The sequence below is a fragment of the Microbacterium oryzae genome, from assembly GCF_030406385.1.
Lineage (GTDB): Bacteria > Actinomycetota > Actinomycetes > Actinomycetales > Microbacteriaceae > Microbacterium > Microbacterium oryzae_A.
The window spans coordinates 39,719-63,041 of record NZ_JAUEPM010000003.1 but is presented as its reverse complement, the minus strand read 5'-3'; the positions used below and the strand labels follow the sequence as shown (position 1 = coordinate 63,041).

Below are 23,323 nucleotides of genomic sequence, written 5' to 3'. Positions count from 1 at the left end.
CGGGAGCGGCGCCGGGCCTAGTTTCGTTGATCCGCAGACTGCATCGCGAAAGGACGCATCATGGGCCTCGACGACAAGATCAGGAACGCCGCGGAGGAGCTCGCCGGGAAGGCGAAGGAGGCCGCGGGCAAGGCCACCGACGACGAGCGCCTCGAGCACGAGGGCAAGGGCGACCAGACGAGAGCCGATCTCAAGAACGCCGGTGAGAACATCAAGGACGCGTTCAAGTAGGCCGCCGGGTCCGACGTCGTGACCGCGGACCGTCTCCTGTTCGGAGGAGGTCCGCCGTCATGCCGCGTCGTTGAACGGGTATCGGATCTCGGCGAACGGCCAGCTCGACGCGAGCCACCGCGGCACGAACGCGTCGAGGTCCCTCCGGACCGACGCGGGCGCCGAGGGGATCACCCACCATGACACCTCCGCCGCGTTCGGAGCGTCCTCGGTCTCGACGGGGTCGATGTAGACGCAGCCGTAGAGCGCGCTCTCGTCGGAGGCGAGGACGGCGTAGTTGAAGGACCTGTGCTCGACCATCTCGCGGGCATGACGGGCGAGGTCCTCCTCGTCCTGCTCGCGGGTCATCCCAGCGGGCGGCCATCCCCAGGCCTCGCCGTAGATCTCCCAGAGCATGCGCCGATGGCTCATCACCGCGATCATGTCGATGTCCGCGTCTGCCGCCCGGATGGGACGAAGGTGCGCTTCGCCGTCGAGCGCGACGAAGGCGGGGTGCTCGAAGTCGGCGGGAAGCCAGGTGTCCATGTGAGCACTGTATGGCGGCGCGGCGGCCGCGGCTGGCCTCCCGACGGCGAGACGATGTGAGCATGCAGCTGTCCCGCGCGATCGATGCCTTCGCCGTGCACCTCGAGAACGTGCGGCGCCTGTCTCCGGCGACCGTGCGCGCATACCGCGCGGATCTCGCCGACCTCGTGTCCGCGGTGGGCGATCGCGAACTCGACGCGGTCGATCTCGACGCGCTCCGGGACTGGTTGTGGCGGGCGACGCAGCGCGGGGACGCGCGCTCGACGGTGGCGCGACGCACGTCCTCCGCGCGGGCCCTGTTCCGCTGGGCGCGCGAGGAGGTGCTCGTCGAGACCGACCCGAGCCTGCGACTGGTGACCCCCAAGCGCGGTCGCGCGCTCCCTCACGTCGCAACCGCCGAATCCCTCGGCGAGCTCCTGAAGCGGATGGCCGCGGCCGCGGAGGAGGGCGACCCGACGGCGCTGCGCGACCATGCGGCTCTCGAGCTGCTGTACGGCTCGGGGGTGCGCGTGTCGGAGCTCTGCGGACTCGACGTGGACGACCTCGATCTCGAGCGGGGCACCGCGCGCGTCCTCGGCAAGGGCTCGAAGGAGCGTGTCGTGCCGTTCGGTACACCCGCCGCGCGGGCGCTCTCGGCGTACCTCTCGCGGGGACGCCCGGTGCTGGCGGCGCGCTCGGACGGCGCGGGCGGCGCGCTGCTCCTCGGCGCGCGCGGTGGACGGATGGGCCCGCGTGCGGTGTACGCGCTGGTCGCACGAACCGTGGGACCCGCGATGGGGGTGGAGACCGCCGGCCCGCACGCGCTGCGCCACTCGGCGGCGACGCACCTGCTCGACGGCGGCGCGGATCTCCGTGCGGTGCAGGAGATCCTCGGCCATGCGAGCCTCGGCACGACGCAGATCTACACGCACGTGTCCACGGAGCGCCTCGCCGCCGCCTATCGACTCGCCCACCCCCGCGCCTGAGAGCTCCCACCGGCCGCACGCGCCTCGCCACTCGAGCAGCTCCACCCGTGTCTCACTCGCTGTGGATTTCGGCGCCGAATGGCCGCAGCAAGTGAGACATGGGGCGCTCAGGCGGGCGCGTGGTCGCAGTTGCAGCCCCGAGGAGCGAGCGAGGTCAGCAGCAGGGGAGGAGCACAGCGCGGGGCACGCCGGCGAGCAGGAGCAGCGGGTTGACGTACTCCCCGTGCAGGCGCACGCCGAAGTGGACGGCGCCAGCGGCGGCGTGGCCCCCGGAAGCGAGCTCGCCGAGCTCCTGACCGACCGCGACCGCGTCGCCGACGCGGAGGTCGGTCGCCACCGGCTCGAGCGTCGTGACGAGCCCGTCGCCGTGATCGATGGTGAGCAGCGGGCGGTCGACGACGACACCCGCGAACGCGATGACGCCGGACGCCGGGGCGAGCACCGGCCCTTGGTCCGCGGCGAGGTCCACGCCGCGGTGCCCCGCGCCGTAGCGGTGGGGCGGTGCCGCGAACGGCCGGACGACCCGGACGTCCTGGGACACAGGCCATCGCCACGGCTCGCTCGTGCGGATGCGGACGATCGCCGCGTCGGCGGGCGCGGTCGCCATCGCGGACGCAGAGGCGACCACCGGCGCGGCGGCCGACGCGGGAGCGGCGCCGACGGATACGCCGACGAGAGCGAGGACGACGAGAACGAGGAGGATCCGGCGCATGCATTCAGGCTCCGCCGCGAGCCGCGCCGCCGACCGGCGCGCTCGGCGTCGGGAACGGGACAGCGGCGTGTCGTGGGGCTGTGCACGCGCCGTCGCGGGCGCATCCGCCTGGTATGCTGGCAGACGCATCCCTCATCGGGATGACTACGCGTGCCCGCAGCGGCTCCGTCCCACGGACGGACGTCGTGGCGCGACTCCCCTCGGTCCCTTCTCGAAGGGCGGGAGTGCGTCGGGCACCAGGCTCGCCGGTCGACTGACCGGCGGAATCAACCGCAAGGCGCGAGAGCGCCCAGACAAGGAGTACGACCATGGCCGTCGTCACCATCCGCCAGCTGCTCGACAGCGGCGTTCACTTCGGACACCAGACCCGTCGGTGGAACCCGAAGGTCAAGCGCTTCATCCTCACGGAGCGCAGCGGCATCCACATCATCGACCTGCAGCAGTCGCTGGGCTACATCGACAAGGCCTACGACTTCGTCAAGGAGACCGTCGCCCGCGGCGGCACCATCCTCTTCGTGGGCACCAAGAAGCAGGCGCAGGAGGTGCTCGCCGAGCAGGCGACCCGCGTGGGCCAGCCCTACGTCAACGAGCGCTGGCTCGGTGGCCTTCTCACCAACTTCTCGACGGTGTCGAAGCGCCTTGCGCGCATGAAGGAGCTCGAGGAGCTCGACTTCGACGACCCCGCCGGCACGGGCTTCACCAAGAAGGAGCTCCTGCTCAAGAGCCGCGAGCTCGCCAAGCTGCACAAGTCGCTCGGCGGCATCCGCAACCTGTCGAAGACGCCCTCGGCTCTCTGGGTCGTCGACGCCAAGCGCGAGCACCTCGCCATCGACGAGGCCAAGAAGCTCGGCATCCCCGTCATCGGCATCCTCGACACCAACGTCGACCCCGACGACCTGCAGTACCCGATCCCGGGCAACGACGACGCGATCCGCTCGGTGTCGCTGCTGACGCGCATCATCGCCGACGCCGCGGCCGAGGGCCTGCAGCAGAAGCACAACCCCGAGGGCGAGGCGGAGCCGCTGGCCGAGTGGGAGCGCGAGCTCCTCGAGCAGGGCTCCACGGAGTCCGCTCCGGTCGAGTCCGCTCCGGCCGAGGTCGCCGAGACCGAGGCTGCTCCGGCGGAGTCCGAGGCCGCTCCGGCCGAGGTCGCTGCCGCTCCCGCAGCGGAGTAAAGCTCACGCCAGGCGGGCCCGATCGGGCCCGCCTGGCGCTTCAGATCCCACCACGAATCAAGGAGAGCCCGCACTCATGGCCAACTTCACCATCGCGGACATCAAGGCGCTGCGCGAGCAGCTCGGCACCGGCATGGTCGACACCAAGAAGGCGCTCGAAGAGGCAGACGGCAACGTCGAGAAGGCCGTCGAGCTGCTGCGCCTCAAGGGCGCCAAGGGCAACGCCAAGCGCGCGGACCGCGCCACCAGCGAGGGCCTCGTCGTCGCGCGTGAACTGAACGGCAAGGCGACCCTCGTCGAGCTCGCCTGCGAGACCGACTTCGTCGCGAAGAACGAGCGCTTCGTCGCCCTCGCCGACAAGGTGGCCGACGCGGCCGCCGCCGCCGGTGCGGACTCCGTCGAGGCCGCCCTCGCCGCTTCGGCCGGCGACCAGACGGTCGACCAGCTCATCTCGGACGAGGCGGCGATCATCGGCGAGAAGGTCGAGCTGCGTCGTGTGCGCACGCTGGACGGCGACGCCTTCCAGATCTACCTGCACCGCACCAGCAAGGACCTGCCCCCGCAGGTCGGCGTGGTCGTGGCGTACTCGGGTGACGACGCGGAGACCGCGCGCAGCATCGCGCAGCACATCTCCTTCGCCAACCCCTCGTACCTCACCCGCGACGAGGTCCCCGCGGCCGAGGTCGAGAAGGAGCGCGAGATCGTCACCGAGATCTCCCGCAACGAGGGCAAGCCCGAGGCCGCCCTGCCGAAGATCGTCGAAGGCCGCGTGAACGCGTTCTTCAAGCAGGTCGCGCTGCTCGACCAGGACTACGCGAAGGACAACAAGCTGTCCGTCGCGAAGGTCGCGCAGGACGCCGGCATCACCGTGACCGGCTTCGCGCGCTTCAAGGTCGGCGCGTAACGACGTGATGAAGGGGGCTCGGATCCGCGGATCCGAGCCCCCTTCCTCTGCCCGGGGGAAGCCGCATGCGGCCATCCGCGGGTCGAGCACAGGGTGCTGCCGCCTGCGACGGGTAGCGTGTATCGGCGACGAGAGGATCGAGTGTGAGCGTAGTGAGCAAGCGGCGCGTGCTGCTGAAGCTGTCCGGTGAGGCGTTCGGAGGAGGTCAGCTGGGCGTCAACCCCGACGTCGTCAGCCAGATCGCCCGCGAGATCGCCGAGGCGTCGCAGGACGTGGAGATCGCGATCGTCGTCGGCGGCGGCAACTTCTTCCGCGGTGCCGAGCTCGCCGTGAGCGGCATGGACCGCTCCCGCGCCGACTACATGGGCATGCTCGGCACGGTCATGAACGCCCTCGCCCTGCAGGACTTCCTCGAGCAGGCCGGCGCCGCCACGCGCGTGCAGTCCGCCATCGAGATGCGTCAGGTCGCGGAGCCCTACATCCCGCTGCGCGCCGAGCGCCACCTCGAGAAGGGGCGCGTCGTGATCTTCGGCGCCGGCGCGGGCCTGCCCTACTTCTCCACCGACACCGTGGCCGCCCAGCGCGCGCTCGAGATCCGCGCCACCGAGGTGCTCGTCGCCAAGAACGGCGTGGACGGCGTCTACACCGCCGACCCGCGAACCGACCCCACCGCGACGAAGCTCGACCACGTCACGTACTCGGACGCCCTGATGCGCGGTCTCAAGGTCGTCGACGCCACCGCGTTCAGTCTCTGCATGGACAACGGCATGAACATGCGCGTGTTCGGCATGGAGCCCGGCGGCAACGTCACGGCCGCTCTGCGCGGTCGCACCATCGGCACGCTCGTCACGGCGTGACGCGCAGGGAGCCGCGACAGCTCCCAGTAGACTTTCCCTCAGCACCACCGACGAATGGAGTCACCGTGATCGCGGACGTTCTGGCCGATGCCACTGACCGGATGGGCCGAGCCGTCGAGGCGGCGAAGGAGGACTTCGCCACCGTCCGCACCGGACGCGCGAACCCGCAGCTCTTCCAGCGCCTTCTCGTGGACTACTACGGCACGCCCACGCCGTTGCAGCAGCTCGCGTCGCTCGCGAACCCCGAGGCGCGCACGCTCATCGTCACGCCCTACGACAAGTCGGCCCTCAAGGCCATCGAGGAGGCCATCCGCGAGATGCCGAACCTCGGGGCGAACCCGACGAACGACGGCACCCTCGTGCGCATCACGATGCCCGAGCTGACGCAGGAGCGTCGCAAGGAGTACGTGAAGATCGTCCGCACCAAGGGCGAGGACGCGAAGGTCCGCCTGCGCGGCATCCGCCGTCAGGTGAAGGACGACCTCGATTCGCTGCGCGACGAGGTCGGCGAGGACGATATCGTGCGCGGGGAGAAGGAGCTCGACGCGATCACCAAGGCGCACGTGGAGAAGATCGACGAGGCGCTGAAGCACAAAGAGGCAGAGCTCCTCGAGGTCTGAGGCGGGGATGACCGACGTTCCGGAACCGGAGGACACGCCCTCGAGCGAGCCGCGCGCCGAGCAGGGCTCCTTCCAGGAGCGCGTGAGCGCCGCGCGCGGCGAGTTCGAGCACCAGGTCGCCTACGCGCGCGAGAAGTTCGAGCAGCGCAACCAGCGTCTCAAGCAGCGGACCGGACGCGACCTCATCGCGGCCGTCGTCATCGGCGTCGTGGCGGGTGCCGTGCTGCTGGTGTCGCTGCTGGTCGTGAAGACGCTGTTCGTGCTCGTCGCACTGCTGGTCTCGGTGCTCGGGGTGCACGAGCTGTGGCGCGCGCTGCGGACCGGGGGTCGGCGCGTGGATCTGGCTCCCCAGCTGATCGCCGTCGTCCTCCTGCTGAGCGCCGGCTACTTCGCCGACTCCTGGCTGCACGCGGTCTCGCTGTTCGTCTCGCTGACGATCATCGTGGTGTGGCGGCTGATGGCGCAGATGATGGCGGAGGATGGCCGAGCGCATCGCGAGGTGCTCGCCGACGTGGTCGTCGGCGCCTTCGTTCCCCTCTACGTCCCCCTGCTCGCGAGCCTCGCCCTCGTCCTGCTGCGCGCGGAGAACGGCGAATGGTGGGTCCTCGCCTTCCTCATCGTCGCGGTCGTCGCCGACACCGCCGCATACGCATCGGGGCTCGCGTTCGGCAAGCACCCGATGGCGCCGCGGATCAGCCCCAAGAAGACCTGGGAGGGCTTCGCGGGAGCTGCGCTGGCCGCTGTCATCGCCGGTGCCCTGCTCGCGCAGTTCATGCTCGCGATCCCGTGGTGGACGGGACTGATCTTCGGCGTCGTGATCCTCTGCACGGCGACCGCGGGAGACCTCGGCGAGTCGATGATCAAGCGCGACCTCGGCATCAAGGACATGTCCTCCATGCTGCCCGGGCACGGGGGAGTCCTCGACCGACTGGACAGCATGCTGCCGTCCGCCGTGGCCGCGCTCGCCCTGCACCTGCTTCTCACCCCGCTGGCGGTATCGTGACCGACTCGTCCACCGACCTGCCGTTTCCGCTCACGGAGGGTCGCGACAAGGGCTACGACCGCGCCGCCGTCGACGCCTTCCTCGCCCGCGCTCGTGCGGCCTTCGAGGAGCAGAGCGACGACGTCGACGCCGAGCAGGTGCGCGCCGCCGCCTTCCCGCTCGTGCGCGGCGGCTACCGGGTCGCCTCCGTCGACGCAGCCCTCGCGCGAGTGGAGGACGCCTTCGCCGCGCGCGAGCGAGACCAGGCGGTCCGAGCGGATGGCGCGGGCGCGTGGGTCGCGCGCGTGCGGGAGGACGCGCAGGTCGTTCTCGACCGTCTGCAGCGCCCGGCCGGCGAGCGGTTCGACCGCGTGGGCCTGCTGCGCTTCGGCTACGCCCGCTCGGAGGTCGATCTCGTCGCCGACCGGATCGTCGCCTACCTCTCGCACGGAGATCCGCTGTCGGTCGAGCAGGTGCGCCAGACGGCGTTCCGCATGACGCGCGACGGCTACCGCGAGGAGCAGGTCGATGCGGTGCTGGACGCGGTCATCGAGGTGATGCTCGCCGTCCGGTGAGCACCGCTTCCGACGACACGCGATATCACGGTCGCGTAACAGCCGATAGACTGGCCCGACTGTGACTGACGGACCTCCCGAGACCCGAGCCCTCACGCGCCGCGAGGCGCGCGCCATCGCGACCCAGCACGCGGCGCTGCTGACGACGGACCGGCCGTCGCCACGGCGACGCGTCAGGTCGGTGCTCGCCGGTCTCGCGGCGTTCGGGCTCCTCGGCGGCACCCTCGTCACGACCGGGGCCTCCATGGCGCAGGCCGAGCAGCGCGAGGCGGAGTCCACATTCGCCACGGCCGCCGGCGAGGCGCAAGTCTACGTCGCCGCCGCCGACCTCGCGCACGCCGGCAGCCTCGAGTTCGGCAATTACTCCGTGTACGTGAAGCCCACGCCCACGCCCACGCCGACGCCGCAGCCCGCCGAGGCGAGCGACGACGAGTCGGCGCCGATGCAGGCCGAGACGTGGGCCGCGCCGTTCGCCGCGCCCGACCCGGGGTCGGCGCAGGCGGTGGCGTATCAGATGGTGACGCAGCGCGGCTGGGGTGAGGGCGACTTCTCGTGCCTCGTCGCGCTGTGGAACCGCGAGTCGGGCTGGAACGTGAACGCCTACAACGCCTCGAGCGGTGCGTACGGCATCCCCCAGTCGCTGCCGGGCAGCAAGATGGCCAGCCACGGCGCCGACTGGCAGACCAACCCCGCGACGCAGATCGCCTGGGGCCTCGACTACATCGCCGGACGCTACGGGACGCCCTGCGGTGCATGGGGCCATTCCGAGGCGTCCGGCTGGTACTGAGCCATGCCGCGGTCGAACCGCCGCCGCCGCGACGGTCGCGATGACGAGTCGCTCGATCGCCTCATCGCCGGGTGGCGTCGCACCGAGACCCGACGCGGCCGGGAGTGGTCGGTGCAGCCGATCGGCCAGGGTCGCTCGGAGAAGACCTACTCGTGCCCCGGCTGCGGCAGCGAGATCGCGGCCGGGGCAGCGCATGTCGTCGTATGGCGCGAGGACGGCGTCCTCGGCGCGCAGGCCGATCTGGCCGCCCGTCGCCACTGGCACAGCCACTGCTGGAAGCTCTACTGAGGAGGACCGAATGGAGATCCGCGGAGCCGCCCTGCTGCCCGCCCGCCGCGAGGACGTCGAGCTGCACACGGCGGACGGCCTCACGCTCGTCGGCGAGCTCGCGCTGCCCCTCGAACGCGAGCCGCTGGCCACGCTCGTGACGCTCCATCCGCTGCCGACGGCGGGCGGATTCATGGACTCGCACATCATCCGGAAGGCCGCCGCTCGCCTCCCCGCTCTCGCCGACCTCGCCGTGCTGCGCTTCAACACCCGGGGCACGACATCGCCGCGGGGGACGAGCGACGGGGCGTTCGGCGACGGCGTCGCGGAGGCGGAGGACCTCGCGGCCGCGATGCAGTTCGTGGCCGAGCGCGCACTGCCGCATCCCTGGCTGGTGGGGTGGTCGTTCGGGACCGAGGTGGCGCTCAAGCACGGCCGTCCGCACCCGATCGAGGGGGCCATCCTGCTCTCGCCACCCCTGCACCGGGCGACCGACGACGACCTGCGCGCCTGGCAGGGCGACCCGCGGCCGCTCGTCGCGGTCGTCCCCGAGTTCGACGACTACCTGCGCCCCGCGGAGGCGGTGGAGCGCTTCTCCCTCGTCCCGCAGCTGCGCGTCGTGGCCGTCGAGGATGGCCGGCACCTGTGGGTGGGGGAGAAGCAGACCGCCCGCGTGCTCAACGAGATCGTCGGCGTGGTGAATCCCGCCGCCGTCCCGCTGCCGACGGAGTGGCCCGACGCCTGATCACCGTGCGTTCATGCGCGGGATGAGCACCTGTCGGTAGATGATGAGGATGCTCGCCGCGACGGGGATGGCGATGAGCGCTCCCAGGAGCCCCAGCAGCGCGCCGCCTGCGAGTGCGGCGATCACGACCACGCCGCCGGGGACCGACACCGCCCTGCTCATGATGCGCGGCGCGAGCACGTAGGCCTCGATCTGCATGTAGACGAGGTAGTACACCGCGGCGATGATGGCGGTGGTCGGCGAACCGAGCCCCGGAATCAGGCAGGTGAGGGCGATGATCGTCGAGCCGGAGATGGTGCCGACGAGCGGGATCATGGACCCGAGGAAGGCGACCACCGCCAGCACGGTGGGGTAGGGCGCATCGATGATCGTGAGGAAGATCGCGCTCAGCAGCCCGTTGATGGCAGCCAGCGTGATCTGCCCCATGACGTAGTAGCCGACGGAGTCGGTGATCTGCTCGGCGATGTTCGTGAAGCCCTCGCGTCGCGACGCCGGCACCATCTGGTACAGCGCGGACTTGAGCGACGGCGTGGACGCCGTGAGGTAGATCGTGAGGATGAGCACGATGAACGCGCCGAACAGCCCCTGCGCCACGTTCAGCGTCACGCCCACGACCCCCTGGCTGATGAGATCGATGTTGTCGGTCAGCCAGGCGTTGACGAAGTCGAGGACCTGATCGATCTGCAGCGTCGGGAAGGTCGCCAGGGACCACTCCCGCAGATCGTCGAGCAGGGTGCCTCGCGTGACGAGGAGCGAGATCTGCTCGACGAGCTGGCCGATCTGCCCCACGAGCACGGGCAGGATGATGAGCACGATCCCCGTGAACAGCCCCAGGACGGCGAGGATGGCCAGGGTCACGGCGAGCCAGCGCGGGAGACGCCGGTGCTCGAGCCACGTCACCACGGGGTCGAGGCCCAGCGAGATGAACAGCGCGGTCCCCACGTACACGAGGATCGTCGAGAGCGACTGCAGCCCCTCGATGAGCAGGATGCCCAGCCCGACGCCCAGCGTCGCCACCAGTGCGACCCGGAACGGGTTGTGGATCTTCATGTGCGCCCTTCTGCCGCCGCGGGCGCCCTGCCGCACGACTCCCGTCAGGATAGATCGCCGTCGGCGCCGCGCCCGGACGCGACCTGCTTCTGGGCGCCTTTCAGTTGCACTCGCTATCCTGTGCAGTCGGATATCCAGACCCGCGACACCCGCGCGGGTCGGCGAGGAGTCGATTCGTGCGTTTCGTGTGGGCAGTACTGGCCTTTGTGCTCGCGGCGGCGTCGTTCGGCGCGGGTCTCGCGCAGCGCACGGTGTTCCTCGGACCCGACTCCGCCGAGCAGTCGGTGTCCGTCGACGAGGACCTGCCCTATCTCGTCATCGACGGCGACGCCTTCGCGCTGCGGCCCGGTGCGCAGACCCTGACGGTGCGCGGCGACGGTCCTCTTTACACCGCCTACGGCCGCACGAGCGACGTCGAGGCCTGGCTCTCCGACCAGCGGTACAGCCGGGTGAGCGCGGGGGACGACGACCAGCTGGAGACCGACGTCGTCGAGCCGAGCGTGGAGCCGGGCGAGGCGACCGAGGGGCGCAACCCGGCCGGAAGCGACCTGTGGATCGAAGAGCAGACCGCCGAGGACGAGATCGTCCGCCGCGACCAGCTGCCCGAGGGGATGAGCATGCTCGTCGCCGTCGACGGCACCCAGCCCGCGCCATCCGACATCTCGATCGTGTGGCCGCTGGACCGGCGCACGCCGTGGTTCGGTCCGCTGATGGTGCTCGGCGGCATCTTCCTCGCCGCCGGCCTCGTGCTCTACATCCTCGCGCTGCGCCAGGCGCGGCGACGTCGCGGCCCCATCCGCAAGGGGCCGTCGGGCCCGGCCGCCGGCGACGAGGCCGCATCCAAGGGCGTCATCTCCCGCTCGCGCCGGGGGAAGGGGCGCCGCGCGCTCCTCGCCATCCCCGCGCTCGGAGTCTCCACCGCGCTCCTCGCGGGCTGCACGGCCGACGACTGGCCGGAGTTCGGCGGCGGGCAGACGCCCACCCCGACCCCGACCGCCACCGCCACCGCCGCTCCCGATCAGAAGCCGTCGACGCTCACGCAGGCGCAGGCCGACCGGATCGTCAACGAGATCTCGGACACCGTCGCGCGCGCCGACGCCGACCTGGACGACGAGATCGCGGCACAGCGGCTCTCCGGCCTCGCGCTTCAGGCGCGCGAGGTGAACTACCGGCTGCGGAGGGAGATCGAGGACCACCCCGCGGCGGTATCGATTCCGCAGGGTCCCGCGAGCGTCGTCCTGCCGCAGGCGGCCGAGGGATGGCCGCGAACCGCGCTGGTCATCGTGGCCGACCCCGATGACGCCACCGTGGCGCCGAGCATTCTCTCGATGACGCAGGCAGACCCGTGGTCGCGCTACCGGGTGAGCTACCTGGCGAACCTCGAGGCCGCCGCGGAGACGCCGCAGCTCGCCCCGGTCTGGCTCGGAGCCGCGCTCGTCGCGCCCGACTCGCCGTTCCTCGCGCTCGCACCCGACCAGGTGGCGACCGCGTACGCTGACATCATCGGCAAGGGCGACGAGAGCGAGTACGCCGACCTCTTCGACATCGAGGGCGACGGCTTCCTCACCGCCGTGGCGGAGAAGCGCAAGGCGACCATCGACGCCTTCAACGAGACCGGCGCCGAGACCGGGCGAATCGAGTACGCGCAGCGCGCCAACGAGGCCCCGCCGACGGCGCTCGCGACGCTCGACAGCGGGGCGATCGTCTCGGTCGGCGTCGACGAGACCGAGACCGTGCGCCCGACCGACGAGGATGCCGTCATCCGCTTCGAGGACGACGCGGCTCTGGCGCTGCTCACGGGCGAGAAGGAGTCCGCCACGGGCGTGGAGACCACCTACACCGACCAGCTGTTCTTCTTCGTGCCCGCTCAGGGCTCCGACGAGAAGGTGCGCCTGCTCGGCTACACCTCGGCCATCCAGGGTGCCGAGCTGCTGCCGGAGCCCGAGGCGGACGAATAGGCTCGACCCATCCCCACTTCACACGGAAGGTGATTATGAGTGACGTCGCCCCCGGTGCCGTTCCGCGCGGCGCCGTCGATCTGTCGGCCCTGAAGAACCGTCCCGCGACCCCTGCCGCTCCCGCAGCGCCCGCGGGTGGGGACGCCGGAGCGCCGAGCCTCGTGTTCGACGTCACCGACGCCACCTTCGGCGACGCCCTCGAGCTCTCCAAGCGCGTGCCGGTCGTCGTCGACCTGTGGGCGGAATGGTGCGGCCCCTGCAAGCAGCTGAGCCCGATCCTCGAGAAGGTCGTCGTCGAGCACGGCGGGCGCCTCGTGCTCGCCAAGGTCGACGTCGACGCGAACCCGCAGCTCTCGCAGGCGTTCCGCGCGCAGTCCATCCCCATGGTCGTGGCGCTCGTCGCCGGTCAGCCGGTGCCGCTGTTCACGGGCGCCGTGCCCGAGGAGCAGGTGCGGCAGGTCTTCGCGCAGCTCCTGCAGCTCGCCGCCCAGAACGGGGTGACCGGCGCGGTCCCGGTCGGGCAGGGCGAGGAGCAGTCGACCGAGGAGCCGGAGGCGCCCGCGCTGCCGCCGCTGCACCAGGAGGCGTTCGACGCGATCGAGGACGGCGACTACGCGCGTGCCGCCGACGCCTACGAGCGCGCGCTCAAGGAGAACCCCCGCGACGAGGAGGCCGCCGCCGGCCTCGGCCAGGTGCGACTTCTCGGCCGCGTGCAGGGCGCCGACCTCCATGCCGCCCGCGCGGCGGCGGCCGCCGACCCGCAGGACGTCGACGCGCAGCTGCTCGTCGCCGACCTCGACGTGGCCGGCGGCCACGTCGAGGACGCATTCGAGCGCCTGCTCGACCTCTTCGCGCAGCTGCCGAGCGACGCCCGTCGTCCTGTGCAGGAGCGCCTCGTGGAGCTGTTCGGCGTGATCGGCGCGAACGATCCGCGTGTGCTCCGAGCCCGCGGGCGCCTCACCTCTCTGCTGTTCTGAGCGCCGTGGGCGCGTACCTCGATCACGCCGCGACCACCCCGTTGCGGCCGGAGGCGCGCGAGGCGTGGCTCGCGGCGGGCTCGCTCGTCGGGAACGCCTCGTCGGTGCACGGGGCGGGGCAGGGCGCGCGGCGCGCGCTCGAGGATGCCCGCGAGCGGATCGCGGCGGCTCTCGGCTGCGAGCCGATCGAGGTGGTGCTCACCTCCGGCGGGACCGAGGCGGTGAACCTCGCCCTCAAGGGGCTGTGGTGGTCGCGACCGGCCGGGCGCGACGCCATCGCGATGCCCGACGGCGAGCACCACGCCACCCTCGACGCCGTGGAGTGGCTGCGGCGCGCGGAGGGTGCGCGCGTGAGGCCGATCGCCCTCGACGAGCGGTCGCGGATCGCCCCCGCCGCGTTCTGCGCGGCACTGGCCGACCCGCGGATCGCGGTGGCCACCGCGCTCGTCGCCAACAACGAGACCGGCACGGTGCACGATGCACCCGCCCTCGCCGCGGCCGCCGCCCGCGCGGGCGTGCCCCTGCACCTCGATGCAGTCGCGGCGGTCGGGCACGTCGCGGTGGGCTTCCGGCGCTGGCGTGACGACGCTCCGGATGGCGCGGGTCTGGTCGCGCTCAGCGTGTCCGGTCACAAGGTGGGGGCTCCGGTCGGCACCGGCGCGCTCGTCGTGTCTCGCACGGTCGCGCCGCAGGCGCTGCTGCACGGCGGCGGTCAGCAGCGCGGGCTCCGCTCCGGCACGCAGGACGTCGCCGGGGCCGCGGCGCTCGCGACCGCGCTCGACCTGGCCGACCGCGAACGCGAGCGCGAGGCGTCCCGGCTCACGGCCATCCGCGACCGTCTCATCGAGCGGCTGCGCGCGGCCGTCCCCGAGATGGAGGTTCTGGGGGACCCGGAGCGCACGCTGCCCGGCACGGTCCACCTGCACCTGCCCGGGGCGGCAGGCGAGTCGATGCTGTTCCTCCTCGACCAGCACGGGATCTCCGTCTCCACCGGATCGGCATGCCAGGCGGGGGTGAGCGAGCCGTCGCACGTCGTGCTCGCGATGGGCCGGAGCGAGGCGGAGGCGCGACAGGTGCTGCGCATCTCGCTCGGCCGCACGACCACCGACGCCGACGCCGACGTGCTCGTCGCCGCGCTGCCCGAGGCGTACCGGCGACTGACGGCGTCCGGAGTGCGCTCAGGGGCGCGCTCGTAGACTGGCCGCATGCGTATTCTGGCCGCCATGAGCGGGGGAGTGGACTCCGCGGTCGCCGCCGCGCGCGCGGTCGACGCCGGGCACGAGGTGGTGGGCGTGCACCTCGCGCTGTCGCGCGCGGGCGGGACCCTGCGCACCGGCAGCCGCGGCTGCTGCACGATCGAGGACGCGATGGACGCGCGCCGCGTCGCGGACCGCCTGGGCATCCCGTTCTATGTGTGGGACTTCTCCGAGCGCTTCCGCGACGACGTCATCGACGACTTCCTCAGCGAGTACCGCGCCGGGCGCACCCCCAACCCCTGCATGCGCTGCAACGAGCGGATCAAGTTCGCCGCGCTCCTCGAGCGCGCGCTGGAGCTCGGCTTCGACGCCGTCTGCACCGGCCACTACGCCATCCTGCGCGAAGGCCCGGGAGGGCTCGAGCTGCATCGGTCGAGCGAGGAGGCGAAGGACCAGTCCTACGTGCTCGGCGTCCTCACCGCCGAGCAGCTCGCGCACACGTACTTCCCCCTCGGCGACACGCCGTCGAAGGCCCTCGTCCGCGCGGAGGCCGAAGAGCGCGGCTTCGCCGTGGCCGCCAAGCCCGACAGCTACGACATCTGCTTCATCCCCGACGGCGACACGCGCGGCTACCTCGCCGAGCGGGTCGGCGCCGAGCGCGGCGCGATCGTCGACCGCTCGGGTGCTGTCGTCGGCGACCACGACGGCGCGCACGCGTTCACCGTGGGTCAACGCCGCGGTCTGCGGCTCGGCGTGCCGGCGGACGACGGCAAGCCGCGCTTCGTGCTCGAGGTGCGACCCGTGACCAACACCGTGGTGGTGGGGCCCAAGGAGGCTCTCGCGACGGCGGAGATCGCCGGCTCCCGCTACACCTGGGCGGGAGCCGCTCCCGACGCCCCCGAGCGCGCGTTCACGTGCGACGTGCAGATCCGCGCGCACGCCGATCCCGTGCCCGCCGTCGCGCTCGTCCGCGACGGCGAGCTCGTGGTGACGCCCGACGCTCCTCTCGACGGCGTCGCACCCGGTCAGACGGCCGTGCTCTACGTCGGCACCCGCGTACTGGGTCAGTGCACGATCGACAGGACCGTCAGCGCGGTGCCCGTCGACGCCTGAGCCGCCCCGATGTCGCTCGTCCTTTCTAGACTGAGGGCGTGACCGACGCCGATACCGAGCTGCCCGACCTGACCCTCGACGAGGCGCGGGCCGAGGCCGCGACCCTCACCGAGCAGATCCTCCGCGCCCGCGACGCGTACTACGGCGAGGACGCCGCGCTCGTCGACGACGCGACCTACGACGGATGGCTGCACCGGCTGGAGGCGATCGAGCGTCGCCACCCCGAGCTGCAGGGTCAGGACTCGCCCACGCAGACCGTCGGGGCGGCGGATGCCAGCATGCTCGCGCCGGTCGAGCACGCCGAGCGCATGCTCAGCCTCGACAACGTCTTCTCCCTCGAGGAGCTCTCGGAGTGGTGCGCGAAGACCGAGGCGTCCGCCGGGCGGTCGGTGCGCTGGCTGACCGAGCTGAAGATCGATGGCCTCGCCATCGCGCTGCGGTACGAGAACGGGGTGCTCGTCACCGCCGCCACCCGCGGCGACGGCCGGGTCGGCGAGGACGTCACCGTGAACGCCCTCCGCGTGGCGGGCATCCCGGAGCGCCTCACCGGCAGCGGCCATCCGCCCCTCGTGGAGGTGCGCGGCGAGGTCTTCATCCCGGTCGCGGCGTTCGAGGAGCTGAATGCGCTGCAGGCGCGGCTGCGCGACCGGGTGTTCGCCGAGGCGACGGCCCGCGGGATGGACGAGGAGCGCGCGCAGCGCAGCGCCGACCGCCGCTTCCCCGCGTTCGCGAACCCCCGCAACGCCGCCAGCGGTGGGCTCCGGCAGCAGCTGGACAAGAAGAGCGGGATGGAGCTGGAGGCCGGGCAGGCGCGCCTGGACTCGCTTCGCCTCTACGTGCACGGCATCGGCGCGTGGCCCGACCCGCCGGTGGGTTCGCAGAGCGAGGTCTACGAGCTGCTCGCGGAATGGGGCCTTCCGACGAGCCCGTACCTGCGGACGTCCGACGATCTCGACGGTGTGCTGTCGTTCGTCACGCACTACGGCGAGCACCGGCACTCCGTCGAGCACGAGCTCGACGGCATCGTGATCAAGGTCGACGAGCTCGCGCTTCACGATGAGCTGGGGGCCACCAGCCGCGCGCCGCGGTGGGCGATCGCGTACAAGTACCCGCCGGAGCAGGTGAACACGAAGCTGCTCGACATCGTCGTCTCGGTAGGACGGACGGGCCGCGCGACTCCGTTCGCCAACATGAAGCCGGTCCTCGTCGCGGGCAGCGTGGTGCGGCAGGCGACGCTGCACAACCAGGATGTGGTCAAGGCCAAGGGCGTGCTCATCGGCGACACGGTCGTGCTCAGGAAAGCCGGTGACGTCATCCCTGAGGTCCTGGGGCCGGTAGCCGAGCTGCGAGACGGGTCGGAGCGCGCTTTCGTGATGCCGGCGAACTGCCCCGAGTGCGGCACGCCGCTGCGCCCCATGAAGGAGGGCGACGTTGACCTCCGCTGCCCCAACGCGAAGGACTGCCCCGCGCAGGTGCGCGGCCGCGTGGAGCACATCGGCTCGCGCGGCGCACTCGACATCGAGGCGCTGGGGGAGGTCACCGCCGCGGCGCTCACGCAGCCGGAGGTGCCCGCCGACCCGCCGCTGCGGACGGAGGCAGGCCTGTTCGACCTCACGATGGCGCAGCTCGTCCCCATCGAGCTCATCGTGCGGGACGGCGAGACGGGGCTTCCCAAGGAGGACGACAAGGGCGAGGTGCGCCGGCGCTCGCCCTTCCGGCGCAACCCCAGCGCGGCGGAGCGCCGGGAGGGGCTGACCGGGCCGCAGCCGTCGTCGCAGGCCGTGAAGCTCCTCGAAGAGCTCGAGAAGGCGAAGACGAAGGAGCTGTGGCGCCTGCTCGTCTCCCTCAACATCCGTCACGTCGGTCCCGTCGCCGCGCGGGCGCTGGCCGGATGGTTCGGGTCGCTCGACGCGATCCGCGCGGCGAGCCGCGAGGAGCTGGCGGCCGTCGAGGGCGTGGGCGGCATCATCGCCGACTCGCTGCTGGACTGGTTCGAGGTCGACTGGCACCGGGAGATCATCGAGCGCTGGACGGCCGCCGGCGTGCGGTTCCACACGCCCGGCCACCCCGGACCGGGCGCCGCGGCTGCCCAGGGCGGCGTGCTGGCGGGGATCACGGTGGTCGCCACCGGCACTCTCGAGGGGTACAGCCGCGAGGGCGCGCAGGAGGCGATCATGCAGGCCGGCGGCAAGGCCGCGTCGAGCGTCAGCAAGAAGACCGACTTCGTAGCGGCAGGGCCCGGCGCCGGCTCCAAGCTCGCGAAGGCCGAGCAGCTCGGCGTGCGGATCATCGACGCGGCGCAGTTCCACCTGCTCGTGACGAAGGGACCCGACGCGCTGGAGTGACCAGGCAGCGGCGGGGATGGACGACTCTGATCCTCGCGAGCGCCGCGCTCGCGCGGCTGGTGGCTTCCGCCGTCAGGCGTCCGCGCGGAGGAGGCGCTCGCGCACCTCGCGGCGCAGGACCTTCCCGATCATCGACGTGGGCAGCTCGTCGACGAACACGATCCGACGCGGCACCTTGTAGGGCGTGAGGATGCCGCGGACGAAGGCGCGCAGCTCCTGCTCGTCGGCGCGCGACCCGCCGTCGAGGACCACCGCCGCGACGACGTCCTCGCCGCTGCGCATGCTCGGCAGGCCGACGACCGCGGCGTCCGCCACCGCGGGATGCTGCCGGAGGGCGATCTCCACCTCGGTCGGCGAGACGTTGAAGCCGCCCGTGATGATGAGCTCCTTGATCCGGTCGACCACCTTCACGAAGCCGTCCGCGTCCATCGTGACGATGTCGCCGGTGCGGAACCAGCCCTCGTGGAAGACCTTCGCCGTGGCCTCCGGGCGCCCGTAGTACCCGCCGAACACCTGCGGGCCCCGCACGAGCAGCTCACCGGGCTCACCCGACGCGACGTCGCGCGACGGGTCGTCCGGATCTGCGACGCGCACCTCGGTCCCGGGCAGGGGAAGTCCGATGGTGCCGGCACGGCGGTTCTCCGAGACCGGATTCACGATGAGCACGGGGGAGCACTCCGACAGGCCGTAGCCCTCGACGAGATAGCCGCCCGTCTCCTCCTCCCACGGCACCACGAGGCTGTCGTGGAGCGCCATCGCGCCCGAGACGCCGATCTGCGTGCCCGCGAGCGACACGCCCTTCTCCTTCGCCCGACGCAGGAGCCGCTCGGCGATCGGCGGCACGAGGGGCAGCACCGTCGCGGGATGACGGCGCGCGACCGCCAGCACCATGTCGGGGTCGAACTTCGGGAAGAGCACGAGGCGCGCGGCCTGCGACATCGCGAAGGTGAGGCACAGCGTGAGTCCGTAGGCGTGGAACATCGGCAGCACGGCATAGACCACCGTGCCCTCGCCACGGGCCACGCCCGGCGTCCAGGCGTGCGCCTGCTCCGCGTTGGCGAGGAGGTTCCCGTGCGTGAGCGCGGCCCCCTTCGGGTCGCCGGTCGTGCCGCTCGTGTACTGGATGATGGCGATGTCGGATGTCGCCGGTCGCGGATGGTCCGCGGCGATCGGCGCGTGCCCGACCACGTCTTCCCAGCTGACGGCGTCGCGCACCCGTGCTGTCAGCTGCGTGCGGGTGGCGCGCAGCTTCGGCACCGGCAGGTGCAGGGCCAGGCGCATCAGCGGGGGCATGGCCCGGGTGATGTCCACGGAGATGATCGTGGCGAGGGCGAGGTCCGCGGGGAAGGACCGCACGGTCTCGACGACCGTGCTCCATACGATGGCGTGCTGCGCGCCGTGATCCTCGAACTGCTTGCGCAGCTCGCGCGGCGTGTAGAGGGGGTTGTGCTCGACGACGACCGCCCCGATCCGCAGCACCGCGTAGAACGCGACGATGTGCTGGGGGCAGTTCGGAAGGATGATCGCCACACGGTCGCCGCTGCGCACTCCGCGGGCAAGAAGGCCCGCGGCGGCGCGGTCGATGTCTGCGCGGAGCGTCGCGTAGTCGACGACGCGCCCGAAGAACTCGAGTGCCGGAGCGCTCGGGTAGTCGCGGGCCGAGGCGTCGACGAGGTCGAGCAGGGAGCCGGAGACGGGCGGGAGGTCGTGCGGGACCCCGTCGGCGTAGGAGGACACCCACGGGCGAGGCGGGTCGAACGGCTGCGTCACGCGTCCAGCCTAGGGGCGACCGGCGGATGGCCCGGCAGGCACCGCCTAGAATCGACGGGTGTCAGAAATCACTCCTGATCTCGTGCGCCATCTCGGTGTGCTCGCCCGGATCCAGCTCGACGACGCGGAGGTGACCCGCCTGACCGGCGAGCTCGACGCGATCGTCGACAACATCGCCAAGGTCGGCCAGGTCGCGCGCGACGATGTGCCGGCGACGAGCCATCCGATCGCCCTGCAGAACGTCTTCCGTCCCGACGAGGTGGGCACCATGCTCACCACCGAGCAGGCGCTGCAGAACGCGCCGGACGCCGACGGCGGCCGGTTCCGCGTGACCGCGATCCTCGCGGAGGAGGAGCAGTGAGCGACATCATCCGACTGACCGCCGCCGATCTCGCCGAGCGCCTCGCGGCGGGCGAGATCTCCAGCGTCGAGGCCACACGTGCGCACCTCGACCGCATCGCCGACGTCGACCGGCAGGTGAACGCCTACCTCCACGTCAGCGATCACGCCGTCGAGGTCGCGGAGGACGTCGACCGCCGCCGTGCGGCCGGCGAGAAGCTCGGCCCGCTCGCGGGCGTGCCGCTCGCCATCAAGGACGTGCTCGTCACGACCGACATGCCCTCCACCTCGGGATCGCGCATCCTCGAGGGCTACATGTCGCCCTACGACGCCACGGTCGTCGCGCGTGCGCGCGCCGCCGACCTCGTGCCGCTCGGCAAGACCAATATGGACGAATTCGCCATGGGCTCCTCCACCGAGCACTCGGCATACGGTCCCACGCGCAACCCCTGGGACCTCGACCGCGTCCCCGGCGGCTCGGGCGGCGGCTCGGCGGCCGCGGTCGCCGCCTTCGAGGCGCCGCTCGCCCTCGGCTCCGACACCGGCGGCTCCATCCGCCAGCCCGCGCACGTCACCGGCACGGTGGGCATGAAGCCGACCTACGGCGGCGTGAGCCGCTATGGCGCCATCGCCCTCGCCTCGTCGCTCGACCAGGTCGGCCCCGTCACCCGCACGGTCCTCGACTCCGCGCTCCTGCACGACGTGATCGGCGGGCACGACCCGCACGACGCCACCTCGCTCACCGATGCGTGGCCGTCCTTCGCCGCCGCCGCCCGCGAGGGCGCCAGGGGAGATGTGCTGAAGGGCCTCCGCGTCGGCATCGTGAAGGAACTGCCCGCCAGCGGCTTCCAGACCGGTGTGGCGGAGTCGTTCCGCGCCGCCGTCGCGATGCTCGAGGCGCAGGGCGCCGAGATCGTCGAGATCAGCGCGCCGCACTTCGAGTACGCCGTCGCGGCCTACTACCTGATCCTCCCGGCGGAGGCGTCGAGCAACCTCGCGAAGTTCGACTCGGTGCGCTTCGGCATGCGCGTCGACGTGCCCGGCGGCACCGTGGAGGACGTCATGTCCGCCACGCGAGACGCCGGCTTCGGCCCCGAGGTGAAGCGCCGCATCATCCTCGGCACGTATGCGCTCTCTGCGGGCTACTACGACGCCTACTACGGCAGCGCGCAGAAGGTCCGCACCCTCATCCAGCAGGACTTCGCCCGCGCGTTCGCGGACGTCGACGTCATCGCGACGCCGACCGCGCCGACCACGGCGTTCCGTCTGGGCGAGAAGATCGACGATCCGCTGTCGATGTACCTCAACGACCTCACCACCATCCCGGCGAACCTCGCCGGCGTCCCCGGGATCTCGATCCCGTCGGGGCTCGCGTCGGACGACGGACTGCCCACCGGCATCCAGTTCCTGGCGCCCGCCCGTGAGGATGCGCGCCTGTACCGCGTCGGCGCCGCCCTCGAGACGCTGCTCGTCGACTCGTGGGGCGGACCGCTGCTGGATCGCGCGCCGGTGCTGGGCGCGACGGAAGGAGGGGCCCGCTGATGGCCAAGGACAAGCTGATGGACTTCGATGCCGCGCTCGAGATGTTCGAGCCCGTCATCGGCCTCGAGGTGCACGTCGAGCTCAACACGCGCACGAAGATGTTCTCCGAGGCGGGGAACCCCGCCAACGAGGAGTTCCACGACGCGGCACCCAACACGCTGATCGCACCCGTCGACATGGGCCTGCCCGGCTCCATGCCCACGGTCAACGCCGAGGCCATCCGCTCGTCGATCAGCCTCGGCCTCGCGCTCGGCTGCTCGATCGCGCCGTCGAGCCGGTTCGCGCGCAAGAACTACTTCTACCCCGACCTCGGGAAGAACTACCAGATCAGCCAGTACGACGAGCCGATCGCGTTCGAGGGCGAGGTCGAGGTGGAGCTCGAGGGCGGCGACGTCTTCCGCATCCCGATCGAGCGCGCGCACATGGAGGAGGACGCCGGCAAGCTCACGCACCTCGGCGGCTCGTCCGGCCGCATCCAGGGCGCCGAGTACTCACTCGTCGACTACAACCGCGCGGGCGTGCCGCTCGTCGAGATCGTCACGAAGCCGATCTTCGGCGCCGAGCACCGCGCACCCGAGCTCGCGAAGGCGTATCTCGCGACCATACGGGAGATCGCGCGCGGACTCGGCATCTCCGAGGCCCGCATGGAGCGCGGGAACATCCGATGCGACGCGAACGTCTCGCTGCGTCCGCGGGGCGCGGAGAAGCTCGGCACGCGCACGGAGACGAAGAACGTCAACTCCATGCGCTCGGTCGAGCGCGCCGTCCGCTACGAGATCCGCCGTCAGGCGGCCATCCTCGCCGCCGGCGGCACGATCACGCAGGAGACGCGGCACTGGCATGAGGACACCGGCACCACGTCGCCCGGTCGTCCGAAGTCGGACGCCGACGACTACCGCTACTTCCCCGAGCCGGACCTCCTCCCCGTCGAGCCCTCGCTCGAGCTGATCGAGGAGCTGCGCGCCGCGCTGCCCGAGTCGCCGTCTGCGCGTCGTCGCCGGCTCAAGGAGCAGTGGGGGTTCACCGACCTCGAGTTCCAGGACGTCGCCAACGGCGGGCTGCTGGCCGAGGTCGAGGCCACGGTCGCCGCCGGTGCGTCGCCTGCCTCCGCCCGCAAGTGGTGGACGGGTGAGATCACCCGCGTCGCGAACGCCGAGGGCCGCGAGCCCTCCGCTCTCGTGTCGCCCGCCGACGTCGCGGCCCTGCAGGGTCTCGTCGAGGCCGGCACGCTGACGGACAAGCTCGCCCGCCAGGTGCTCGAGGGCGTCATCGCCGGCGAGGGGACCCCGCAGGAGGTCGTGGACGGGCGCGGCCTCGCCGTCGTCTCGGACGACGGGGCGCTCATCGCCGCGATCGACGACGCCCTCGCCGCGCAGCCCGATGTGCTCGCGAAGATCAAGGACGGCAAGGTCCAGGCCGCAGGCGCCGTGATCGGCGCCGTCATGAAGGCCATGAAGGGCCAGGCGGACGCCGCACGCGTGCGCGAGCTGGTCCTGGAGCGCGCACAGCAGTAGCGCCTTCGGTGCTCTCCCGCGCCCCCGCTCCGAGACCACGTGCTCCGCACGTGGTCTCGGAGCGGGGGCGCTGTGCGCGAGCGTCGATGCTGTCTCCGAGCGCTGACGGTGCGCTCCCGCCGCCGGCGGTGCGGCGGTCCTGCCGGAGCGGGCGGCGGTGGGCCGGGACGCCGG

23 protein-coding genes are annotated in these 23,323 nt (G+C 71.8%); 19 read left to right on the top strand and 4 right to left on the bottom strand.

Annotated elements, in window-relative coordinates; all coding sequences use genetic code 11:
• Positions 1-60 precede the first annotated feature (60 nt).
• Positions 61-231 carry a CsbD family protein gene (locus QWJ90_RS06265; RefSeq protein WP_290106837.1) on the top strand — a complete coding sequence of 57 codons (171 nt, stop codon included), beginning with the start codon at positions 61-63 and terminating at the stop codon, positions 229-231.
• 57 nt (positions 232-288) lie between these two features.
• Here the strand turns inward: QWJ90_RS06265 and QWJ90_RS06260 are convergent, their stop codons facing one another.
• A complete protein-coding gene (locus QWJ90_RS06260; RefSeq protein ID WP_290106836.1) occupies positions 289-756 on the bottom strand; it encodes a GNAT family N-acetyltransferase in 468 nt (155 codons plus the stop codon).
• 62 nt (positions 757-818) lie between these two features.
• Between QWJ90_RS06260 and QWJ90_RS06255 the strand changes: the two genes are divergently transcribed.
• On the top strand, positions 819-1,721 hold the full coding sequence (locus tag QWJ90_RS06255; protein ID WP_290106835.1) for a tyrosine recombinase XerC: 903 nt from the start codon (positions 819-821) through the stop codon (positions 1,719-1,721).
• 154 nt (positions 1,722-1,875) lie between these two features.
• Here QWJ90_RS06255 and QWJ90_RS06250 read toward each other — a convergent pair whose 3' ends face one another.
• Entirely contained in the window at positions 1,876-2,433 is a 558-nt protein-coding gene (locus QWJ90_RS06250) for a murein hydrolase activator EnvC family protein (RefSeq protein ID WP_290106834.1), read from the bottom strand.
• Between the two features lie 308 nt (positions 2,434-2,741).
• Here QWJ90_RS06250 and rpsB point away from each other — a divergent pair, with 308 nt between their 5' ends.
• The 9 genes from rpsB to QWJ90_RS06205 all read left to right on the top strand — a co-directional run bounded on the left by rpsB (position 2,742) and on the right by QWJ90_RS06205 (position 9,345).
• Positions 2,742-3,608 (top strand): 30S ribosomal protein S2, encoded by an 867-nt coding sequence (rpsB, locus tag QWJ90_RS06245; RefSeq protein WP_290106833.1) that lies wholly within the window; start codon positions 2,742-2,744, stop codon positions 3,606-3,608.
• 76 nt (positions 3,609-3,684) lie between these two features.
• Positions 3,685-4,512 (top strand): translation elongation factor Ts, encoded by an 828-nt coding sequence (tsf, locus tag QWJ90_RS06240; protein ID WP_290106832.1) that lies wholly within the window; start codon positions 3,685-3,687, stop codon positions 4,510-4,512.
• Positions 4,513-4,655: 143 nt separating this feature from the next.
• Entirely contained in the window at positions 4,656-5,369 is a 714-nt protein-coding gene (pyrH, locus tag QWJ90_RS06235; protein WP_156241416.1) for a UMP kinase, read from the top strand.
• A 65-nt stretch (positions 5,370-5,434) separates the two neighbouring features.
• Positions 5,435-5,989 carry a ribosome recycling factor gene (frr, locus tag QWJ90_RS06230; protein ID WP_290106831.1) on the top strand — a complete coding sequence of 185 codons (555 nt, stop codon included), beginning with the start codon at positions 5,435-5,437 and terminating at the stop codon, positions 5,987-5,989.
• A 7-nt stretch (positions 5,990-5,996) separates the two neighbouring features.
• Positions 5,997-6,992 carry a phosphatidate cytidylyltransferase gene (locus QWJ90_RS06225; RefSeq protein ID WP_290106830.1) on the top strand — a complete coding sequence of 332 codons (996 nt, stop codon included), beginning with the start codon at positions 5,997-5,999 and terminating at the stop codon, positions 6,990-6,992.
• Positions 6,989-7,546 carry a DivIVA domain-containing protein gene (locus QWJ90_RS06220; protein ID WP_290106829.1) on the top strand — a complete coding sequence of 186 codons (558 nt, stop codon included), beginning with the start codon at positions 6,989-6,991 and terminating at the stop codon, positions 7,544-7,546. Before QWJ90_RS06225 ends, QWJ90_RS06220 begins: the two co-directional genes overlap by 4 nt.
• 61 nt (positions 7,547-7,607) lie before the next feature.
• Positions 7,608-8,333, top strand: coding sequence for a lytic transglycosylase domain-containing protein (locus tag QWJ90_RS06215; protein ID WP_290106828.1), 726 nt, complete (start codon positions 7,608-7,610; stop codon positions 8,331-8,333).
• Positions 8,334-8,336: 3 nt separating this feature from the next.
• Complete coding sequence (locus QWJ90_RS06210; protein ID WP_290106827.1) at positions 8,337-8,621, top strand: hypothetical protein; 285 nt, start codon at positions 8,337-8,339, stop codon at positions 8,619-8,621.
• Positions 8,622-8,631: 10 nt separating this feature from the next.
• Positions 8,632-9,345 carry an alpha/beta hydrolase gene (locus tag QWJ90_RS06205; protein ID WP_290106826.1) on the top strand — a complete coding sequence of 238 codons (714 nt, stop codon included), beginning with the start codon at positions 8,632-8,634 and terminating at the stop codon, positions 9,343-9,345.
• Here the strand turns inward: QWJ90_RS06205 and QWJ90_RS06200 are convergent, their stop codons facing one another.
• Positions 9,346-10,395, bottom strand: a complete 1,050-nt coding sequence (locus tag QWJ90_RS06200) for an AI-2E family transporter (RefSeq protein ID WP_290106825.1) — start codon at positions 10,393-10,395, stop codon at positions 9,346-9,348.
• A 176-nt stretch (positions 10,396-10,571) separates the two neighbouring features.
• On the opposite strand from QWJ90_RS06200, the gene QWJ90_RS06195 reads away from it, so the two are divergent.
• Genes QWJ90_RS06195 through ligA form a run of 5 tightly spaced genes read left to right on the top strand, consistent with a single transcriptional unit; the run spans position 10,572 to position 17,984 of the window.
• Positions 10,572-12,353, top strand: coding sequence for a glycosyl transferase (locus QWJ90_RS06195; RefSeq protein ID WP_290106824.1), 1,782 nt, complete (start codon positions 10,572-10,574; stop codon positions 12,351-12,353).
• Positions 12,354-12,388: 35 nt separating this feature from the next.
• Complete coding sequence (locus tag QWJ90_RS06190; protein WP_290106823.1) at positions 12,389-13,330, top strand: tetratricopeptide repeat protein; 942 nt, start codon at positions 12,389-12,391, stop codon at positions 13,328-13,330.
• Positions 13,331-13,335: 5 nt separating this feature from the next.
• Positions 13,336-14,526, top strand: coding sequence for a cysteine desulfurase family protein (locus QWJ90_RS06185; RefSeq protein ID WP_290106822.1), 1,191 nt, complete (start codon positions 13,336-13,338; stop codon positions 14,524-14,526).
• A gap of 9 nt (positions 14,527-14,535) precedes the next feature.
• The gene (gene mnmA / locus QWJ90_RS06180) at positions 14,536-15,639 is read left to right on the top strand and encodes a tRNA 2-thiouridine(34) synthase MnmA (protein WP_290106821.1); all 1,104 of its coding nucleotides are present in this window, start codon (positions 14,536-14,538) and stop codon (positions 15,637-15,639) included.
• Between the two features lie 38 nt (positions 15,640-15,677).
• A complete protein-coding gene (gene ligA, locus QWJ90_RS06175; protein WP_290106820.1) occupies positions 15,678-17,984 on the top strand; it encodes an NAD-dependent DNA ligase LigA in 2,307 nt (768 codons plus the stop codon).
• 72 nt (positions 17,985-18,056) lie between these two features.
• Here ligA and QWJ90_RS06170 read toward each other — a convergent pair whose 3' ends face one another.
• Positions 18,057-19,754, bottom strand: coding sequence for a long-chain-fatty-acid--CoA ligase (locus QWJ90_RS06170; RefSeq protein ID WP_290106819.1), 1,698 nt, complete (start codon positions 19,752-19,754; stop codon positions 18,057-18,059).
• Positions 19,755-19,812: 58 nt separating this feature from the next.
• Here QWJ90_RS06170 and gatC point away from each other — a divergent pair, with 58 nt between their 5' ends.
• From gatC to gatB, 3 genes are read left to right on the top strand one after another with little or no spacing between them, the layout of a single operon-like run.
• Positions 19,813-20,115: an Asp-tRNA(Asn)/Glu-tRNA(Gln) amidotransferase subunit GatC gene (gene gatC / locus QWJ90_RS06165; protein ID WP_290106818.1), complete on the top strand. Its 303-nt coding sequence runs from the start codon at positions 19,813-19,815 to the stop codon at positions 20,113-20,115.
• The gene (gatA, locus tag QWJ90_RS06160) at positions 20,112-21,635 is read left to right on the top strand and encodes an Asp-tRNA(Asn)/Glu-tRNA(Gln) amidotransferase subunit GatA (protein ID WP_290106817.1); all 1,524 of its coding nucleotides are present in this window, start codon (positions 20,112-20,114) and stop codon (positions 21,633-21,635) included. The genes gatC and gatA overlap by 4 nt, the downstream gene beginning before the upstream one ends.
• On the top strand, positions 21,635-23,149 hold the full coding sequence (gatB, locus tag QWJ90_RS06155; protein WP_290106816.1) for an Asp-tRNA(Asn)/Glu-tRNA(Gln) amidotransferase subunit GatB: 1,515 nt from the start codon (positions 21,635-21,637) through the stop codon (positions 23,147-23,149). The genes gatA and gatB overlap by 1 nt, the downstream gene beginning before the upstream one ends.
• Positions 23,150-23,323 lie beyond the last annotated feature (174 nt).